Genomic DNA, 15929 nt, shown 5'->3' on the forward strand with positions numbered 1-15929 from the left:
GCCGGAGCATGAATCAAAGAGAGACAGGGGCAGGAAGTAAAAAACAGGACCCCTCTGATGGGTCCTTTCCAAAGCCACCTGCGGCAGGATGGCTCCCGGCTCAGAGAAGAGAGCTGATTCTCAACGCACTCCTCAGAGAGAGCGTAGTCAGAGTGCCCTACCTGGCACAGATGATGGGCACCACTGAAATAACCGTCAGAAGGGATTTGAATAATCTGGCCAGAGCTGGTCTCGTCAGACGAGTGCGTGGGGGTGCCCTGGCCGTCAAATCCTTGGATCCTCAAGGCCAATCTGTTGAATCCTTCACCGTCTCTTCCCCCAACAACGCCGACGCAACCTTGGCTGAGATGCCAAAGGCATCAGTTGGAACGAATGCCGCCTCGGAAAAGGAAATCAGAAGAAAAATCAATCTAGATCGAATTGTCAGCCGCGGAAGCACCGACGGCAAAACCAGTGCTGGTGCGTCAAGCTTCGCCATGGATAAAGCCTCCAGCCAGGATAGAGCAGCTGCCGTTCGTAGAAACCGAATCGGGGTAGCTCTGCCCGAACCCAGCTTCATCTGGCCCTCAGTGACCGATGCCATCAGACGTATGGCGGCCGAACGATTCGACCTGGAGATTGTGGCCAAGGAAACCTCCTATGAGACCTTTCCTGAGGTAGATATCCTGGAAGATCTGGCCACTGATCCACAGATGCTTGGACTGATCGTGGCCCCAAGCATCGAACCTGATGTCGCACCGGAAACCTGGCAATGGCTGACCGAGTGCCAACTGCCAGTAACCATTCTGGAACGCCATCCGCCACAATGGCTGCCAGGATTCTTTGACTCGGTTCATACCGACCATCCAGCCGGAGTCCGCCGTGGACTGCAACACTTCCGGCAGCACGGCCACCATCGGGTAGGACTGGCTCTGGGCAGGACCCCCACCGCCGGCGATATCGAGCTGGGCTGGCAGCTGATGATGCAAGAAGGAGACGGGCTTGAACAGACCTTCCTGCTCAAGGACAAGCAGCCATATGCGGCCGAGGATGTCGAGCAGATCGTCCAGACGATTCTGGAGACACACACCACGGCCGTCCTGGTCCATCCGGACTACCTGTCCATCGCACTGGTCCAAGCCCTGGAAAGACGGGGATGCCGCATTCCCGACAATCTATCCATGATCACCATCGACGGCTACACCAAGCGTCTGACCGTCTTGCGATCCTCGGCCCAGGACCTGGCGTCCGCCGCCCTGCGCCTCCAGGTGCGGCGGATACAAGATCCGGACCGGCGCATCGAGCACGTCTACATAGAGCCCGCACTCATTGACAGGGGATCAGTAGCCGATATGGCTGACAAGTAGACATCGTCTGCTCAGGCCCTGCATGGAGCAACTGACAACCAGCTGGTCCATGAACCGGACAAGACTCGAGTGCCGCAATAACCATGTAGTTGATGAATAATTAGCCAACAAATGCACAGGCGAGGGCCGTCAAGCCACGGTCAACAGCCCTAAATAGGCAAAAAAGACCCTAAGAAGTAGGAAATCCTTGCTGGTCAGCACTCAGAGCTCACGCACGATGCCCAGCACCAGCCTGGCGGCCGTGTCGGCATATTCGGAGATGTCAAACTCCCGGAAAACCTCGTAGTCGGTGTCGGCGTTGTCGCTCAGAGCGCGGATGACCAGTGCCGGCACCTTGTTGCGGGCAGCCACGTGGCAGACGGCCGCCCCTTCCATCTCGACCGCATCGGCCCCGGTCTGCTCCTTGACCTGTGCAATCTTCTCCGGGCTGTCCACAAAGTAGTTGCCGGTCGCAATTGTGCCGACGATATGCTTGATCCCCATGGCACCCAAGGTCCGATCAGCCAGATCCAGCAGGTGAGGGTCGGAGTGGAACTCCTCCGTGCCGGGGGCCGACTGGGCCACCAATCGCATGTCGGTATCCAGATAGCGCAGGGTGCCTCCAAGAACCACGTCATTGATGTGCAGGTCCTTGTTCAGGTTGCCGGCGATGCCGGAGAAGATGACGGCCTTGGGATGGAAGGCATCGATCAAATACTGTGTGGTGGCGGCGATGTTGACGGTGCCCATGCCGCCAACAGTGGCGGCCAGCCGAACCAGGCCGTGTGATCCATCAAGGGTACCGCTTATGACCTTTAATCCAGCATCGCCAGCACGGGAATCCCGATCCGCCTGTTTCAGACCTTGGCCGATCAGGGCCACCTCCTCATCCATGGCTCCTATGACGGCAACCGGCCGCTGATCTTCGCCCTCCAGGGAATCGCCTGTTTCACTCATGCCTGACTCCTTACCCATGATTTCACCCGCAACTGCGTCCCGATCAGCCTACTGCAGACCGCAAGTCAACGAGCCGTGCCGCGACGACGTTCCACTGCCTCCGCCAGCTCCTCCAGCAGGTCCTGAGTATCAGGCCAAGAGATGCAGCGGTCAGTAATCGAACACCCGTAAACCAGTTGGTCCAGCGGAGCCGGCTTCTGATTGCCACCACGTATGAAACTCTCCATCATCAGCCCGGTAAAGCCCTCCTCGCCATCGCCTATTCGCTGGGCCAACTCGTGAACAACCTGGATCTGGCGCCGCTCATCCTTGCCGGAATTGCCGTGGGAGGCATCGATGAGCAGTCCGTGGGCAGCCGCGCTGTCCTTGGGCATACGCTGGCGCAGCACGGCAAGTGCCGCCCGCACCGAGTCCTGATCGTAGTTGGGGCCGGACTTGGAACCACGAAGAACCAAATGGCAGTCGGGGTTGCCCATGGTCGCGACGGCTGCGGCCTGGCCCTCGTGGTCTATTCCGAAGAAGGTGTGACGTTGAGAGGCCGCATAGCAGGAGTCGATGGCCACATCCACGCTGCCGTCCGTAGCGTTCTTGAAGCCGATGGGCATGGACATGCCGCTGGCCAGTTGGCGATGGACCTGGCTCTCCGTGTTCCGAGCACCGATGGCTCCCCAGCTGACCGCATCAGAGATGTACTGGGGCGATGTTGGTTCCAGGAATTCCGTGGCAGCTGGGAGCCCGGTCTCCAGCACACCCAGAAGAATCCGCCGTGCCAGGACCAGGCCCTTTTGGATATTGTGGCTGCCATCCAGGTCGGGGTCATTGATCAAGCCCTTCCAACCGACCGTGGTGCGCGGCTTCTCGAAGTAGACCCGCATGACGATCAGCAGCCGATCCTTCAACCGTTCATTGACGGCCGACAGACGACGAGCATAGTCCAGAGCGGCATCAGGGTCGTGGATGGAGCAGGGACCCACAATGACCAGCAACCGATCGTCCCGTCCATGCAAACAGTCCACGATCTCCTGCCGTGACCGGATGACCAGATCCTTGGCCGGCCCATCCAAGGGGTATCGGGTCAGCATCTGCGCGGGTGAGGGCAGGCGGTCAAGCTCAAAGACCCGCCTGTTCACGATTCGGCCTATGCCTACCTCGTCCTCCCACCTGGGCAGGTTCCCGGACTGCAGGGGGTTGACGCCGGCCGCCAGCGCCTTGTGCACCAGTTCGACCTCATAGGCCTTGCTGGGTCGGGGCAGGGGCTCCTGTGGCTCATCCTTCATCCGACTCATGCCTTCTTCCTTTCCCGACGGGCTTGCACAGCATCGGCCAGGAACTGCAACAGTTCCTCGGTCCTGTCCCAGGAGATGCAGGCATCGGTGACGGATCTGCCGAAGACCAGCTGATCCAGTGGGGCCGGTTTCTGATGACCGCCCTCAAGAAAACTCTCCATCATGATGCCCGACAGGCCCTGCTCGCCCTTGGCAAGACGGTCTGCCAGCTCCTCGACCACCTGGGCCTCACGTACGGGGTCCTTGCCGCAGTTGCCGTGAGCTGCGTCCACAATCAGACCTCTGCAGGCGCCAGGGCCCAGCGGTGCCTGATGCATGACCTCCAGGGCGGACCGGACGGATTCCGCATCGTAGTTGGGTCCATGACTGGAACCGCGCAGAATTATGTGGCAGTCAGGGTTGCCCCTGGTTTCGGCAGCAATGACATGGCCGTCCAGGTTGATGGACAGGAAGTGATGTTCGGATGCCGCAGCCAGGCAGGAATCGACCGCAGCCTCTACGCTGCCCTCGGTCGAGTTCTTGAAGCCCATGGGCATGGACATGCCGCTGGCAAGCTCCCTGTGGACCTGGCTCTCCGTGTTCCGAGCACCGATGGCCCCCCAGCTGACCGCGTCGGAAAGATACTGTGGGGTGATGGGGTCCAGCCACTCTGTGGCCGCCGGAATCCCCTGGCCCAGGACCTGCCAAAGCACCTGGCGGGCCAGGCGAATCCCCTTGCGGATGTTGAATGTTCCATCCAAGTCGGGGTCGTTGATCAGCCCCTTCCAGCCGACCGTGGTACGCGGCTTCTCGAAGTAGACCCGCATGACGATCAGCAGCCGATCCTTCAACCGCTCATTGACGGCCGACAGACGACGGGCGTACTCCAGAGCAGCCTCCGGGTCGTGGATGGAACAAGGGCCGGTGATGACCAGCAGCCTGTCATCCCGTCCATGCAGAACTTCGCGAATGGCCTGGCGGGAGTCCCTTACCAGACTCATCCGCTCCGGATCCAAGGGTCGCGAGCGCAGAAAAACCCTAGGGGCCGGGATTGGGTCCAGCTGACGAATGTTGACATCCACTGTTTCGGGAAAGACGGCCGTATCGGCAAAATACTGCCGCTCCTCTTCCGGGATGATATCCGGTTCCTTGACGAATGCCACGGTCGCTCTCCTCTCTGTCGTACTGCGACGATTACGCCCGAATTCCTTATGACCGCCCACATCCGGGCCAATGTGGACAGTCCGTTCCCGCGATCCTTATAGACCACGGGGACGAACAGTTTGATGGATAAAAGTGGATGAATTAGTGCAGTAGCTCAGGCCAAGGCACCCATGGGGTCCCAGGCGGGCAGCTTGATGGCATCCTGGTCGAAGGCCTGGCGATACTCCTCGGACAGCATGGACTTGGGTACGGCCACCTCGTAGACATACTGGCTGAACCAGTCGTCGCTCATGGTGAAGTAGCCCTTGTTGGCGATCTCTTCGCCCCAGGAGTTCTCCACCCGCCAGCGGTTGGTGGTCCGGCCGTCATCGGCCACGTCCACACCCACGAATGCCATGGCGTGGTTCTGGGCCGAGTCGCCGAAGCGCACCCGCTGCTCCTTATCCATGTCGAAGTCCACTCCGTAGACCCGACCATACTCGAACAGGTCTGTGGCCCACTGACCGGCCTTGCGGTCCATCATGGGGTGGCAGTCGGCGCCGAACCAAACCGGCAGACCCTGCTCACTCATCAGACGACGGGCGCAGTCCTTCATGACCTCCACCGGAACATTCAGATACTCGGTGGGATCGCCGCCAGCCACGTTGCCCAGGTGCTCGATGCCGATCTTGCGGCCCTTGGGGTGCTCGGGGCGCGGATCGTCGACCAGGCAGACATAGTCCTCAAGTCCGGCATTCACGTAGCGCTTCCAGAACTCCTGCGGGGTAATCCGCCCATCCCGGTGGAAGACGCCATCCTTGTCGGTCCACTCCCAGTCGAAGCTGGTGGGCGGAGTGCCCAGATGAATGGTCAGCATACGATGACCGGCCTCCAGGGTCCTATCGATGATCTCGTCGATGCCGTCTGGGTTGGCCACCATGTGAGCCGTTGCCTGGTGGAGCAGACGACGCAGCTGATCGTTCATCTGGCCGGTGTCCTGGGAGGAGGCGGTCTCGGGGTAGAACTGCTTGGGCACTGCGCCGTACTTCTTATAGATGTTCATGGCCATGATCCACTGGCCGCCATCGCCCATGACATCGCCCATCAGGAAGCGCATAAGCTGGGAGTCGACGGGCTCGCCGGCACGCACCAGAGCCGCTACATCGCGCAGGAAGTAGTTGACGCGCTCAAGCTTGTCATAGTACATGGCGTAGTTCTGGGACAGCTCGAAGTCGCCCATGGGGTTGGCGGTGCTTTCGTCATCAATGTTCAGAGCCTTGCGGGCCACGAATCGGGCCACGTTCAAGGAGCTGAAGAGCCAGCAGCGGCCGGAATGCGCCTGCGAGGTGACCGTGCCATTGTCGATGCTGACCGAGAATCGGTGCTGCAGCAGGCGGGAGCGATTATAGTTGTGGGCCACCTCGTCAATGCCTACCTGGGTGACGGCGTTCATGGCGACGTGATTGGCCTCGCGCTCATCGAAGGCGGTACGCAGGCCTTCCAAACGGGTCTGATCCAGTGGTGTCAGTGCTGATGTCATACGGTCTGTCCTTGCTTCCTTTCATGCGGATGTATCTGCATCCCTGCATCCAGCATAGCGGGAATCGGTCATCGGGGGTTCGTCTGGAGGAGGATGTGGACAGCTGCATCTATCAAGCCAGGGAGAAGCGCTGAGCCGCATTGACCACGGCCAGGACCACCAGGACAGCCAGCCCAAGGGAGATCCAGCCCTTATAGGTGCCAGGGCGTGAGCGGTTGGCACGCAGGCGGTCTGCCAGCTGTCCCCGAATCAGCCAGAGGACGACCAGTCCCCCAACCAGGCCCAGAAGGGTCATCCCCTGGTTGATCAGCGTGCCGGTGCGGGCCGGCACCGTCTGGGTCAGCCACATCATGGCGTCGGCCAGGACCAGGTTGTTGAAGATATGCAAAGCCATGGACCAGAGGATGGAGTATTCCATGGCGATGAAACCCAGAACCAGGCCCAAAAGGAAGGTGAACAGACTCTGGGTGATGTCCCCGTGCAGGCAGGCGAAGATAAAGGAGGAGGTGACGATGGCGAAGGTTCGCCCGTAGGGTCTGAGCCTGCCCATGACCACGCCGCGCAGCAGGAACTCCTCGACGACGGGGACCAGAATAGCCGTGTCCAGTGGCGACAGGAACCCATGCTGACCCGCAGCGATCTGCGAAGTGGTGGAATGGTAAACCAGCCCCAGCGCCTGGGAGCCCTGGTTGACCACCCAGGTGAAGCCTGTCTCGATGCTGCTGGCCAGCATGATCAGCAGGATGGCCCCGACCAGTACGGCTGGACCAGGGTTGGCCTGAGCCTTGTAGCGCACCGGGTTGGAGCCGCGGCCAAGCAGGTCCTGGCCGCGGGTGCCAAAGAGGAAGACCAGCATGACCAGATCACCCAGCAGATCCCCTAGCCCCGGCTGACGGGCAATGCCCAAGGCTGCAGCCACCGAAGGCAGATTCAGAACCCCTGCGATCAGGTTGGCCACCACCAGATACACCAGGGCGTAGAGGGATTGCAGGTCCACCCCCCGGCGCACCTGGGCGCTCCATGAGCGTAAGGGCCCTGGAGATCCGCTCGATCCTCTCCGTCTGTCCGCAGCATCCGCCTCGGTCGAATCTGTGGCGGGTGACTCAGATAATGAGTGATTTGATTGCTGCATGATGCTCTCCCAACCCTGTGACCCCATGGCCTGCGCCCTTCACCACTGACTCTAGGCCAGAGCAAGGGTCCGGATCGAGATTGACGCCCATGCCGGTTTCGGCATGGGATCAGGCAACTTCAGAGCAAGAAAAAGCCGGGTTGCAGATCATGCCTGCAATCCGGCCCTTACGAACAGTGAAGTTCGCTGATCAGTCCCGATCGGTCGGAGCCATGCCATCATTGACCGGCGGAATGACCGTAGTCTCCTGGTCAGTGACCGCCTTCTCCACCTGGCCACCCTTGGCCTGGGCCGGCTCATCACCGGTCTGATCGGATGCATCGGGCAGGACGCTCGGTGCCGGGGAGGGCAGGACCTGAGTCGGCATATTGGCCGAGGATCGGACAGTCACATCCGCGCTGGTCTCATCTTCGGAACTGCCGGCTGAAGCAGCTGCCACGTCATCAGTTGCCAGGTCATCGGCTGGCTGACTCGCTGCGACCGAATCGTCCGATGCCTGAGGGGTTTCTTCCTGGGGATCGGCAAGGGGCTGGCCTACACCATCATCCTCGCTTTCAGCCTTCGTCGCTGGGGTCGGCAATGGATCAGCGGCAGGCACCGCGTTGACCACGGGCACGCTTGGCGCCTGCCCCTCGTCCTGGTCATTGACCACAGTCTCGTCATGGAAGCCGTCGAAGTTGCCGAAGGACTTGGAGAAGATGTTCCGCAACTCATCGACCCGAGAGGTAATGGTGGCTTCCCGGTGCTGCAGCTTGGTGATGTGGTCCTTGAGCCCGTCCAGCTCAGCCTGTGCGGCCTTGCGTTGAGCCTCGACCTCGGCCTGGGCGCGCTGCTTGGCCTCCTCCAGCAGCTGGCTGGCCTTGCGCTCGGACTCCTCGCGCTTGAAGGAGGCGAACGAATCGGCATCCTTGCGGGTGGCCTTGGCCTGCTCAATCAGCTCCTGGGTCTCCTTCTCGGTCTTGACTCGCCGCTCCTCCAGGCTCTTGAGCAGCTCGCCCACCTTCTTGGTGGCGTCCTCCTGCTGGGCGGCGATGTCGGAGCGCACCTGCTCGGCCTCGGCGTTGACCTTGGCCATGGTCTCGGCGCTGGTGACCTTGGAATCGTCCACAATCTGCTGGGCTTCCGACTTGGCTTTGTCAGTGATCTCCGAAGCCTGCCTGCGGGCGTCATTCAGGCTCTTGGAGACCTGCTCGCGCACGTCGGCCAGCTTCTTGTTGGCATCGGCCAGGGCCTTCTGAATCTGATCGTTGGCGTCCTTCTTGAGCTTGGCGATCTCCTCGTCGCTCTTGCGTCGCTTGTCGGCGATCTCCTTGGCGGCCTTGGCCTTCTGCTCGGACAGCTCCTTGGCCTGGGTGGCCTTGTTGGTGGCCAGCCGCTTCTCATGCTCTTCGCGGGAGTTCTGCAGCTCCAGATCCAGAGCCTGGCGACGTTCGGCCACCACCTTGTCGGCCGCGGACTTGCTCTGTTCGCTCTGCTGCTTGGCGGTGGTGGTGACGGTCCTGGCTTCGTCATTGGCGGCCTCGACGATGGACTTGGCCTTGGCGTTGGCCTCGTCCACGATGTGCTTGGCTTCAAGCTGGGCCTCGTTGACCAGGGTCGTCGCCTTCTCCTGGGCGGAGGTCTTAGTGGATGCCGCATCCTGCTTGGCGCGGTTGAGCAGCTCGGTGCTGGTCTGCTCGGCCGAAGCCAGCAGCTGCTGGGCGTTGGCTCCAAGGGAGGCGAAGGAGTTGCGAGGCTGCTCGACCTTGCGGGACTTGGCCTCCTGGAGTTCCGCCTCCAGCTTCAGAATGCGATCGTCATCGGCCTTGATCTGCTGACGCAGCCGGGCCAAATTGCTCCGCGAGGCCGCCAGGGCCTGGTCGACCCGCTCCTTGTCATAGCCTCGCAGGACAACGGGAAACTGATCTTCGGCCATGGAAACACTCCTCTTCGCCACCAAGACATGCCGGCCCGTGACAAAGATGTCTTCGGTCCGGTGGATTTACCTCGACTCTACCCCATGACAGGCCGAAATTTGCTGTCTGACAAGCTGCCGACACACTGACCTTACATACGGGGCTCAGGCAATCAGAATAGGGCTGGAGGAGGGCCTCCGGTAATAGCGAATGGTCTCATTGACCACCTCGCGCACAGCCTGTATCTGCTGATCCAGGGGCAGACCGCACTCCTGTCCGCCGCTTTCGTTGACCAGGGGAAGGCTGACGAACCCGGCCAGGACATCCTTGTGCCCTGCAGCCCATGCCAGCAGGTTGTAGAAAAGCGCGTTGCAGACATAGGTGCCCGCGTCCGAGCTGAGTGTGGCCGGGATGCCGCAAGTGCCAAAGTCGTGCAGGATGGCCCTCAGCGGCAGACGGGTCCAGTAAGCGGCAGGACCCTGGGGATCGATGGGCAGACGGCTGGTCCGACGAACGGCATCCTGGGACTCCTTCTCACCTAGGTTGTCACGGTCGGTTGCGTCGTCCTCCTTAAGATTGACGGCGCAACGCTCCATGGCGATGCCACGAGCCCGACGCTTGAGCCCTGTGGCGATGATGATATCGGGGTGCACCCGCTCTATGGCCTCATGCAGTATGGGCCAGGCCTTGGCGAAGCTGACGGGCATGATGACGGAGGAAATAGCCAGGTCCACGCCCTCCAGGGGATCTTCCTCGGTTGGACCGACCTTTCGCATGCCCTCCATGCCATGCTCGGCCAGAGCCTGTGAGACCTGGCTGGAGGGGTTGACATCAACACCCTCATAATGGTCGTATCCGGCGACGATGACCTTGATCTGCTCCATGTGCCCCATGGTACACAGGGCTTCACCCGGCCAGGGAGCCCGCTATCCATTCAGCCATGGGCACGTCCGAGGGCAGGGTGATCTTCATGTTGGTCACACTGCCGGCCACGATGGCCACCGACTCCTCAGGCAAGTGGTCCACCACAACCCTGGTGTCATCAGTGGGATGGAAGTCGGGGTCCGCAGCGGCCAGGTCGTAGGCCTTGCGGAGGGTGCCGAAGCGGAAGGCCTGCGGGGTCTGAGCCCGGAACATGCTGTCGCGGTCGGGCACCTGACGCACCACCTTGCGCTCACCCAAGTCGCCGGCAATCAGCATGGTGTCACTCGAGGCCACGGCCACGGTTGCGGCGTTGAATGTATCCAAGGCATCGATGCAACCATTGATGGACTCCTGGCTGACGAAGGGGCGTACCGCATCGTGGATGAGCAGCTTGGCATCCTGGGGAATCTCCGCATCAGCCAGGGTCTGCAGGGCCGCCTCGGTGCTGTCCATGCGCTCGACGCCGCCCTTGATGACCATGCGGACCTTGTCGTAGGTGTCAGCACCCACGATGGCCTCGACAGACTCCCGAACCCGATCGTTGACCACGACCAGGATGTCGGTGACACGGGCATTGGATTGGAAGGCGTCAATTGACCAGGTGATGATGGGTTTGCCACCCACCTGCACCAGCTGCTTGGGGTTGTTCTCGTCAAACCGAACGCCCAGACCGGCCGCAAGAATCACTGCTACAACTGGCTGGATCTGCTCCTCCGGCTCTGCGTTATCCTGACTAGCCTCGGACGGGGCTGCTGATGCTCTGCTCTCACTCATACACTCAACGGTACTCACGCGAGGACAAGGAAGGGCGCAGACCCGGCGCTATCTGCACCGAACATCTGCACCCGAGGCCTGCTCCGGCCGCCAGAAACAGGATCGATCAATCTTACGGCTTCAGTCATCGGCCAGAATAAGGGCCAGCATGCGCCCCTCCCCAGCCTTGTTGGCCAGCGAGGCCCGGCGGTGGGAATACCAGAGTGGGTTCTCCAGGGTGCACAGCGGTCGGTGCAGATCCTCAAGACGCTTTGGTAGGAAGGGACCCTCACTGTCCTGGCTGCACAGCTCTTCCAGGTCCGGGTCCTGACGCAGATAGCTGGTCGCAGCGCCAATCCGGGGGGCGGAGTCCACAATATTGGTCACTCCTGCCGCCTTCAGTTCCATGATGGCAGCAGTGGCGATGTCGATGGCGATTCCGCCGAACCTGCATGGTCCAGATGCGCCGGGGAAACGCTTCTCGAAGTCATCGGCCAGGTCCGAACCCACCTGATAGCAGTCCGCACAGATGCGAGGCCCAAGGGTTGCCACGATCCTGGACGGGTCAGCACCCTTGTCGGCCATGGCCTGGACTGTTGACGGAATGACTCCTGCCACCAGACCCCGACGGCCGCAGTGAGCCGCCCCCATCACGCCGGCCTGAGGGTCGGCCAGAAGCACGGGAAGGCAATCAGCGGCGAAGATGCCCAAGGCCAAGTCGCGACGGGTGGTCACCTGAGCATCGGCCTCGCAACGCCCCTGGGGCTGACCTCGGTCGGCATCCCAGACCTGGGCTGAGTGAACCTGATCCACCAGGACCATGGGACGGTTCAGCTGACGACCCAGAGCCTGACGGTTGGCGGCAACCGCCTGCGGGTCATCGCCTCCCTTGCCGCCCAGATTCAGTTGGGCATAATCACCTGAGGAGACCCCGCCCAGCCTGGTGGTGTAGACCACCTTGATCCCTGGCGCCAAGGCGATGGGAATGGTGACCGGGATTGGCCGACCCTGATCGTCCAGCGACGACAGGGGGCTGCTGTCCAGCAGGGTCCGTCCCCGATCCCAGGCTTCTCCCTGAACACTCTGGAAGTTCTGCTCGTTTGGTTTGGGCTTGAGGCTCATGCAGTCGCCGCCTGGTTCAGGCGGTCCATCTCCTCTTCGCTCAGCTCCATGTCGGCCGCCTGCAGGGAGTCAAGAATTGTGGCCGCCCTGTGGGCACCGGGAACCACGAAGACGTTGCGGTTCTGGGACAGCTCCCAGGCCAGGACCACGCGCTGGTGGGAGACACCGCGCTCCTGGGCCACCTGACGGAAGGTGTCATAACGGGTTTCGTCCTTGGGCGCTCGGAAGCCTCCCAAGGGGCTCCAGCAGACGAAGGCCAGACCCAGCTCGGCCGCATGGTCCAACTCCTGGCGGGAGCTGGTGAAGGTGGGCGAGAACTGGTTCTGCACGGCCACGAGGTCATCGCCCAGAATCTGACGAGCCAGGTCCATCCGCTCAATGTCTACGTTGGAGACGCCCAGGGTCCGGGCCACGCCCTGCTTGGCCAACTCGGCCATGGCCTCCAGAGACTCTTGGTAGGGCACCTGCGGATCGGGCCGGTGCATGTAGAGCAGATCGATGGTGTCCACACCCAGGGCCTGAGCGGACTCCTTGGCGTGCCGGATCAGGCTCTCCGGGCGACCGTCCACAGCCCAGGTTGGGCGACCATCGGTGAAGTTGCGATAGTGCCCAACCTTGGTGGCCACCAGCACATCCTGACGGGGTCCCTTCCAGGAGTCCAAAGCCTGGCGAACCAGTCGTTCATTGGTCTGCTCAGGACCACCTGACTCGTAGTAGGACCAGGCAGTATCCAGATGTCGGCAACCGGCATCCAGGGCCTGGTGGATGACCTCAATGGCCGTTCCCTGGTCCGGCTTGCCCTCGATGGACAATCCCATGCAACCCAGTCCGACCGCTGTCGTAGTAAAGGGCCCCAAGGCCCGCATCGACGATGTCATACATGTACTCCCGTCTTGTAGATTGATGCCAGCTTCAATGCCGCCGGCTTCCTATCGAGCTTAGCTTGTGGCCCAGTATCAACGACCGCCGAAGGAACCACCACCGGAGCCGCCACCGGAGCCGCCGAAGGAACCACCACCGGAGCCAAACCCACCAATACCACTGCCGGAACTGTTGCCGCTGGCCTGGCCGATCAGGCCGCCGATCTGTTCGAGTCCCTGGGTCAACTGAGTACCCAGATCAACCACCCCGCCTTGGCCAAACATTGAATTTGCAGCCAGTGCTTCAGGGCCACTCACGGAGGAAGCCACCGGAACATTCTGGCTGTAAGGCAGGAAAGTACAGTAGAGCAGGCTCCCGCGCGCATTATTATTCAGCCAGTCGAAGTCGGTCAGTTCAGGGCTGGCCTGTGCCAGCTGAGCGACAACCCGGTCACTTATACCGAAGGCCGCAGCGTAAACCAGGTAGCGGTCCCAGAGCACCAGATCCTCCACGCCCCGGTGGCTAAAATCGCTGAAGTCCAGCAGATAGCGCCGAAGCCCTGACACCTGACCAGCCATGAGCTGTCCATTACTGCTGAGCACTTGCCAACTACCATAACGAATGGAGAATGCTGCAACAGCCACCAGAAGCACGGCCAATGGCGCACGTACCAGCACGGTGCCCGGCAGGAATCCAGCCAGCAGGATGAAAGCGGCCAAGAGCACGGCCAGGAAGGGCAAGACCTCTATACCATGACGATAGGCACGCAGGTCAGCATTGTTGGTCTCGTACTTGACGGCCTTGTCGAAAGCCTCCAGATAGACCTTGCCATGATTAGCTTCGGTGCTGGAGAAGAGAGCAATCATCTCGTACAGGTCGAAACGTTCATCCTTGGAGCCCATCAGATCGGAAGCACCTTCCAGCATGGCCAGGCAGGCTTCCTCGCTTAAGGACAGGGCCAGGGAGGCTCGATCCTGACTACAGACCGGATTAATGACCACCTCCATGGACTGCCGTTTGCCTTTGTGGAGCAGCGAGCGCATCATCTTAGTCAAGGAACCTCCGCCGGAATTCGCCCGGTCCTCATACTTGACCGGAATCAGAGCGATGGCCCGCTTGGAGGCCAGGGAGAGAATGGTGGCTGACAATTGCCTGCCAATAGGGGATTCTCGGGTCAGCATCAAATCGTTGACAACAGCGGCCACGGCCGGTGACAGATCAGGAGGCTGACGGTAGTAGATAATATCGCCTCGGTACTGGGAGTCTCCATAGGTGCGGAAGGCCTGCCAGAGCATCACTACAATCAGCGCGATAGCAGCTAAGACGGTCAGTACACCAGCCAAAAGTCCGATCCGCGCCCGTCTGGTCTGCTCGGCGTGCCAGTGCTCATACTGCTGGCGCTCCTGCTTGATGATGTGGTCACGCGCCGGTTGAGAGTCGGTCCTGACCACCGAGGAAACCCTCTTCGCATCGAAGAGAGCCACCAAATCCAGATGCTGACCTGGCCCGATCTGGTCAGCTGAAAAGTGGATACGGCTGTCATCGCCCACCTGGTAGGAACCCTTGCCAGCGAAATGGAGCCAGGCCTTGGTATCCTTGCCCTTCTCTGTTCCTATAAGCTTGGGAAGCCTGACATCAGCGCTCATATGCTCGACGGGAATCTGGTTGGTGTCGCCCACGGGCTCCCATTGGAATTCAGCCACATCGGGATGGGCAGTAGTGACACCGTGGAAGGTCATGTCGATGCGGAAGCGCCGACCTGAATCCTCGGCAATCTGCGGAATGTTCCAACCCAGCTCCACCTGACACCGGTCCCCCTGGGCGCCGCAGGCGGATCCTTGGTCCGAGTCGCCCGGCTTGTAGGATTCCAATCCTGAGTCCGAGACTGTGCCCATATACCAGGTGCCAGCCATGGTCTTATCCCAGTCGGGAACCTGATCGAGGTTATCAGGATCCGTCGGCGGATCGGCTTGCCTATATGTAGAGCCATTGGTCAGGTCGCGCACGCTTATGTCACTGATGCCCGTCAGCCGGTCAGGCTTGATCTGATAACGCTGGTAGAGCTCCCTCCAGGGACGTTTATCGCCGTTGTCGTCCTCACGGGAGTTCATGGTTACGGTCAGGTCCTGACTGATGCGCAAATCGCCGTTATCCAGGACCTGGACATCATAGTCCACTGAATCGTATACCAGGTCCGGCCAATTCTTGCTGAAGATGAGCAGAGCAGCGACTATGCACGTCACCAAGGCTGCCACCAAAGCCAGTGCCAAGGCTCGGAAAAAGCGGGAAGTACTCCAGGAGGGATGGCCTGAGACCGGTTTCCCAGAGGAGGCCACTGGGGCGTTCACTGTCCGAAGTCCACTACGGGCGCCTGGCGGCTACCCTCGTCAGCCTGGAAGTACTGGGCCTGACGGAAGTGGAAGAGGGATGCGATGATGTTTGAGGGGACCGTCTCGATGCGGGTGTTGAACTTCTGAACCACATCATTGTAGAACTGCCTGGCGTAGGCGATCTTGTCCTCCAGGTCCTTGAGCTGACGCTGCAAGTCCAGGAAGTTCTGGTTGGCCTTGAGCTCAGGGTAGGCCTCCGCCCGAGCCATCAGAGTGACCAGGGATTGACCCAGCCGCTGCTCGGCATCGGCACGGGCCTGCATCTGGTCTCCGCCAGCCGTCTGGGCCTGAGCCACGTCGGCGCGGGCTTTGGTCACCTCCTCCAGGACGGTGGACTCGTGTGAGGCGTAGCCCTTGACCGTCTGGACAAGGTTGGGCACCAGGTCGGCACGCTGCTTGAGCTGGACGTCAATCTGGGCCCAGCCATTGGCTACTCGGTTGCGCAGATTGACCAAACCGTTGTAAGCCCCGATGCCCCAGATGACCAGCAACACGACCAGCAGGACAATGACGATAAGCACGATCAGTGATACGGACATGTTCCAATTCTCTCACGGAAGGGTCTGCAGACAAAACAGGACCCCGCTCATTAGAACGGGGTCCTGTCGGAAGACACCGAATC

The 15929-nt window shown here is 60.9% G+C and carries 13 protein-coding genes; 1 reads left to right on the plus strand and 12 read right to left on the minus strand.

Features of this window, described 5'->3' with window-relative positions; all coding sequences use genetic code 11:
- The first annotated feature begins 8 nt into the window (after positions 1-8).
- Complete coding sequence (locus CI603_RS07565) at positions 9-1346, plus strand: substrate-binding domain-containing protein (RefSeq protein WP_183122281.1); 1338 nt, start codon at positions 9-11, stop codon at positions 1344-1346.
- 201 nt (positions 1347-1547) lie between these two features.
- Here CI603_RS07565 and mtnN read toward each other — a convergent pair whose 3' ends face one another.
- The 12 genes from mtnN to CI603_RS07625 form a co-directional block, all read right to left on the minus strand.
- Positions 1548-2282: a 5'-methylthioadenosine/S-adenosylhomocysteine nucleosidase gene (mtnN, locus tag CI603_RS07570; RefSeq protein ID WP_121913630.1), complete on the minus strand. Its 735-nt coding sequence runs from the start codon at positions 2280-2282 to the stop codon at positions 1548-1550.
- A gap of 65 nt (positions 2283-2347) precedes the next feature.
- Positions 2348-3568 (minus strand): 3-deoxy-7-phosphoheptulonate synthase, encoded by a 1221-nt coding sequence (locus CI603_RS07575; protein WP_121913631.1) that lies wholly within the window; start codon positions 3566-3568, stop codon positions 2348-2350.
- Positions 3565-4710 (minus strand): 3-deoxy-7-phosphoheptulonate synthase, encoded by a 1146-nt coding sequence (locus tag CI603_RS07580; protein ID WP_121913632.1) that lies wholly within the window; start codon positions 4708-4710, stop codon positions 3565-3567. The genes CI603_RS07575 and CI603_RS07580 overlap by 4 nt, the downstream gene beginning before the upstream one ends.
- Positions 4711-4865: 155 nt before the next feature.
- Positions 4866-6230 (minus strand): C1 family peptidase, encoded by a 1365-nt coding sequence (locus CI603_RS07585; protein ID WP_121913633.1) that lies wholly within the window; start codon positions 6228-6230, stop codon positions 4866-4868.
- 112 nt (positions 6231-6342) lie between these two features.
- Positions 6343-7239: a CPBP family intramembrane glutamic endopeptidase gene (locus tag CI603_RS07590; protein ID WP_183122282.1), complete on the minus strand. Its 897-nt coding sequence runs from the start codon at positions 7237-7239 to the stop codon at positions 6343-6345.
- A 313-nt stretch (positions 7240-7552) separates the two neighbouring features.
- Positions 7553-9277, minus strand: coding sequence for a cell division protein (locus CI603_RS07595; protein WP_121913635.1), 1725 nt, complete (start codon positions 9275-9277; stop codon positions 7553-7555).
- A 144-nt stretch (positions 9278-9421) separates the two neighbouring features.
- Positions 9422-10141 carry a pyroglutamyl-peptidase I gene (locus CI603_RS07600; protein WP_121913636.1) on the minus strand — a complete coding sequence of 240 codons (720 nt, stop codon included), beginning with the start codon at positions 10139-10141 and terminating at the stop codon, positions 9422-9424.
- A gap of 22 nt (positions 10142-10163) precedes the next feature.
- Positions 10164-10955 carry a 2-C-methyl-D-erythritol 4-phosphate cytidylyltransferase gene (locus CI603_RS07605; protein WP_121913637.1) on the minus strand — a complete coding sequence of 264 codons (792 nt, stop codon included), beginning with the start codon at positions 10953-10955 and terminating at the stop codon, positions 10164-10166.
- A gap of 120 nt (positions 10956-11075) precedes the next feature.
- Positions 11076-12056, minus strand: coding sequence for a polyphenol oxidase family protein (locus tag CI603_RS07610; RefSeq protein ID WP_121913638.1), 981 nt, complete (start codon positions 12054-12056; stop codon positions 11076-11078).
- Positions 12053-12934 (minus strand): aldo/keto reductase, encoded by an 882-nt coding sequence (locus tag CI603_RS07615; protein WP_121913639.1) that lies wholly within the window; start codon positions 12932-12934, stop codon positions 12053-12055. The genes CI603_RS07610 and CI603_RS07615 overlap by 4 nt, the downstream gene beginning before the upstream one ends.
- A 78-nt stretch (positions 12935-13012) precedes the next feature.
- Positions 13013-15265 carry a DUF2207 domain-containing protein gene (locus CI603_RS07620; protein WP_121913640.1) on the minus strand — a complete coding sequence of 751 codons (2253 nt, stop codon included), beginning with the start codon at positions 15263-15265 and terminating at the stop codon, positions 13013-13015.
- Entirely contained in the window at positions 15262-15846 is a 585-nt protein-coding gene (locus CI603_RS07625) for a LemA family protein (protein WP_015022422.1), read from the minus strand. Before CI603_RS07625 ends, CI603_RS07620 begins: the two co-directional genes overlap by 4 nt.
- Positions 15847-15929: the final 83 nt, after the last annotated feature.

Origin of the sequence: Bifidobacterium sp. wkB338 (assembly GCF_003688325.1) — a bacterium.
Classification (GTDB): domain Bacteria; phylum Actinomycetota; class Actinomycetes; order Actinomycetales; family Bifidobacteriaceae; genus Bombiscardovia; species Bombiscardovia polysaccharolytica.

Bases quoted from the DNA above. Each gene is read 5' to 3' on its own strand.
- CI603_RS07565 (WP_183122281.1), top strand. From the start codon at position 9: ATGAATCAAAGAGAGACAGGGGCAGGAAGTAAAAAACAGGACCCCTCT.
- mtnN (WP_121913630.1), bottom strand. From the start codon at position 2,282: ATGAGTGAAACAGGCGATTCCCTGGAGGGCGAAGATCAGCGGCCGGTT.
- CI603_RS07575 (WP_121913631.1), bottom strand. From the start codon at position 3,568: ATGAGTCGGATGAAGGATGAGCCACAGGAGCCCCTGCCCCGACCCAGC.
- CI603_RS07585 (WP_121913633.1), bottom strand. From the start codon at position 6,230: ATGACATCAGCACTGACACCACTGGATCAGACCCGTTTGGAAGGCCTG.
- CI603_RS07595 (WP_121913635.1), bottom strand. From the start codon at position 9,277: ATGGCCGAAGATCAGTTTCCCGTTGTCCTGCGAGGCTATGACAAGGAG.
- CI603_RS07600 (WP_121913636.1), bottom strand. From the start codon at position 10,141: ATGGAGCAGATCAAGGTCATCGTCGCCGGATACGACCATTATGAGGGT.
- CI603_RS07605 (WP_121913637.1), bottom strand. From the start codon at position 10,955: ATGAGTGAGAGCAGAGCATCAGCAGCCCCGTCCGAGGCTAGTCAGGAT.
- CI603_RS07610 (WP_121913638.1), bottom strand. From the start codon at position 12,056: ATGAGCCTCAAGCCCAAACCAAACGAGCAGAACTTCCAGAGTGTTCAG.
- CI603_RS07615 (WP_121913639.1), bottom strand. From the start codon at position 12,934: ATGACATCGTCGATGCGGGCCTTGGGGCCCTTTACTACGACAGCGGTC.
- CI603_RS07625 (WP_015022422.1), bottom strand. From the start codon at position 15,846: ATGTCCGTATCACTGATCGTGCTTATCGTCATTGTCCTGCTGGTCGTG.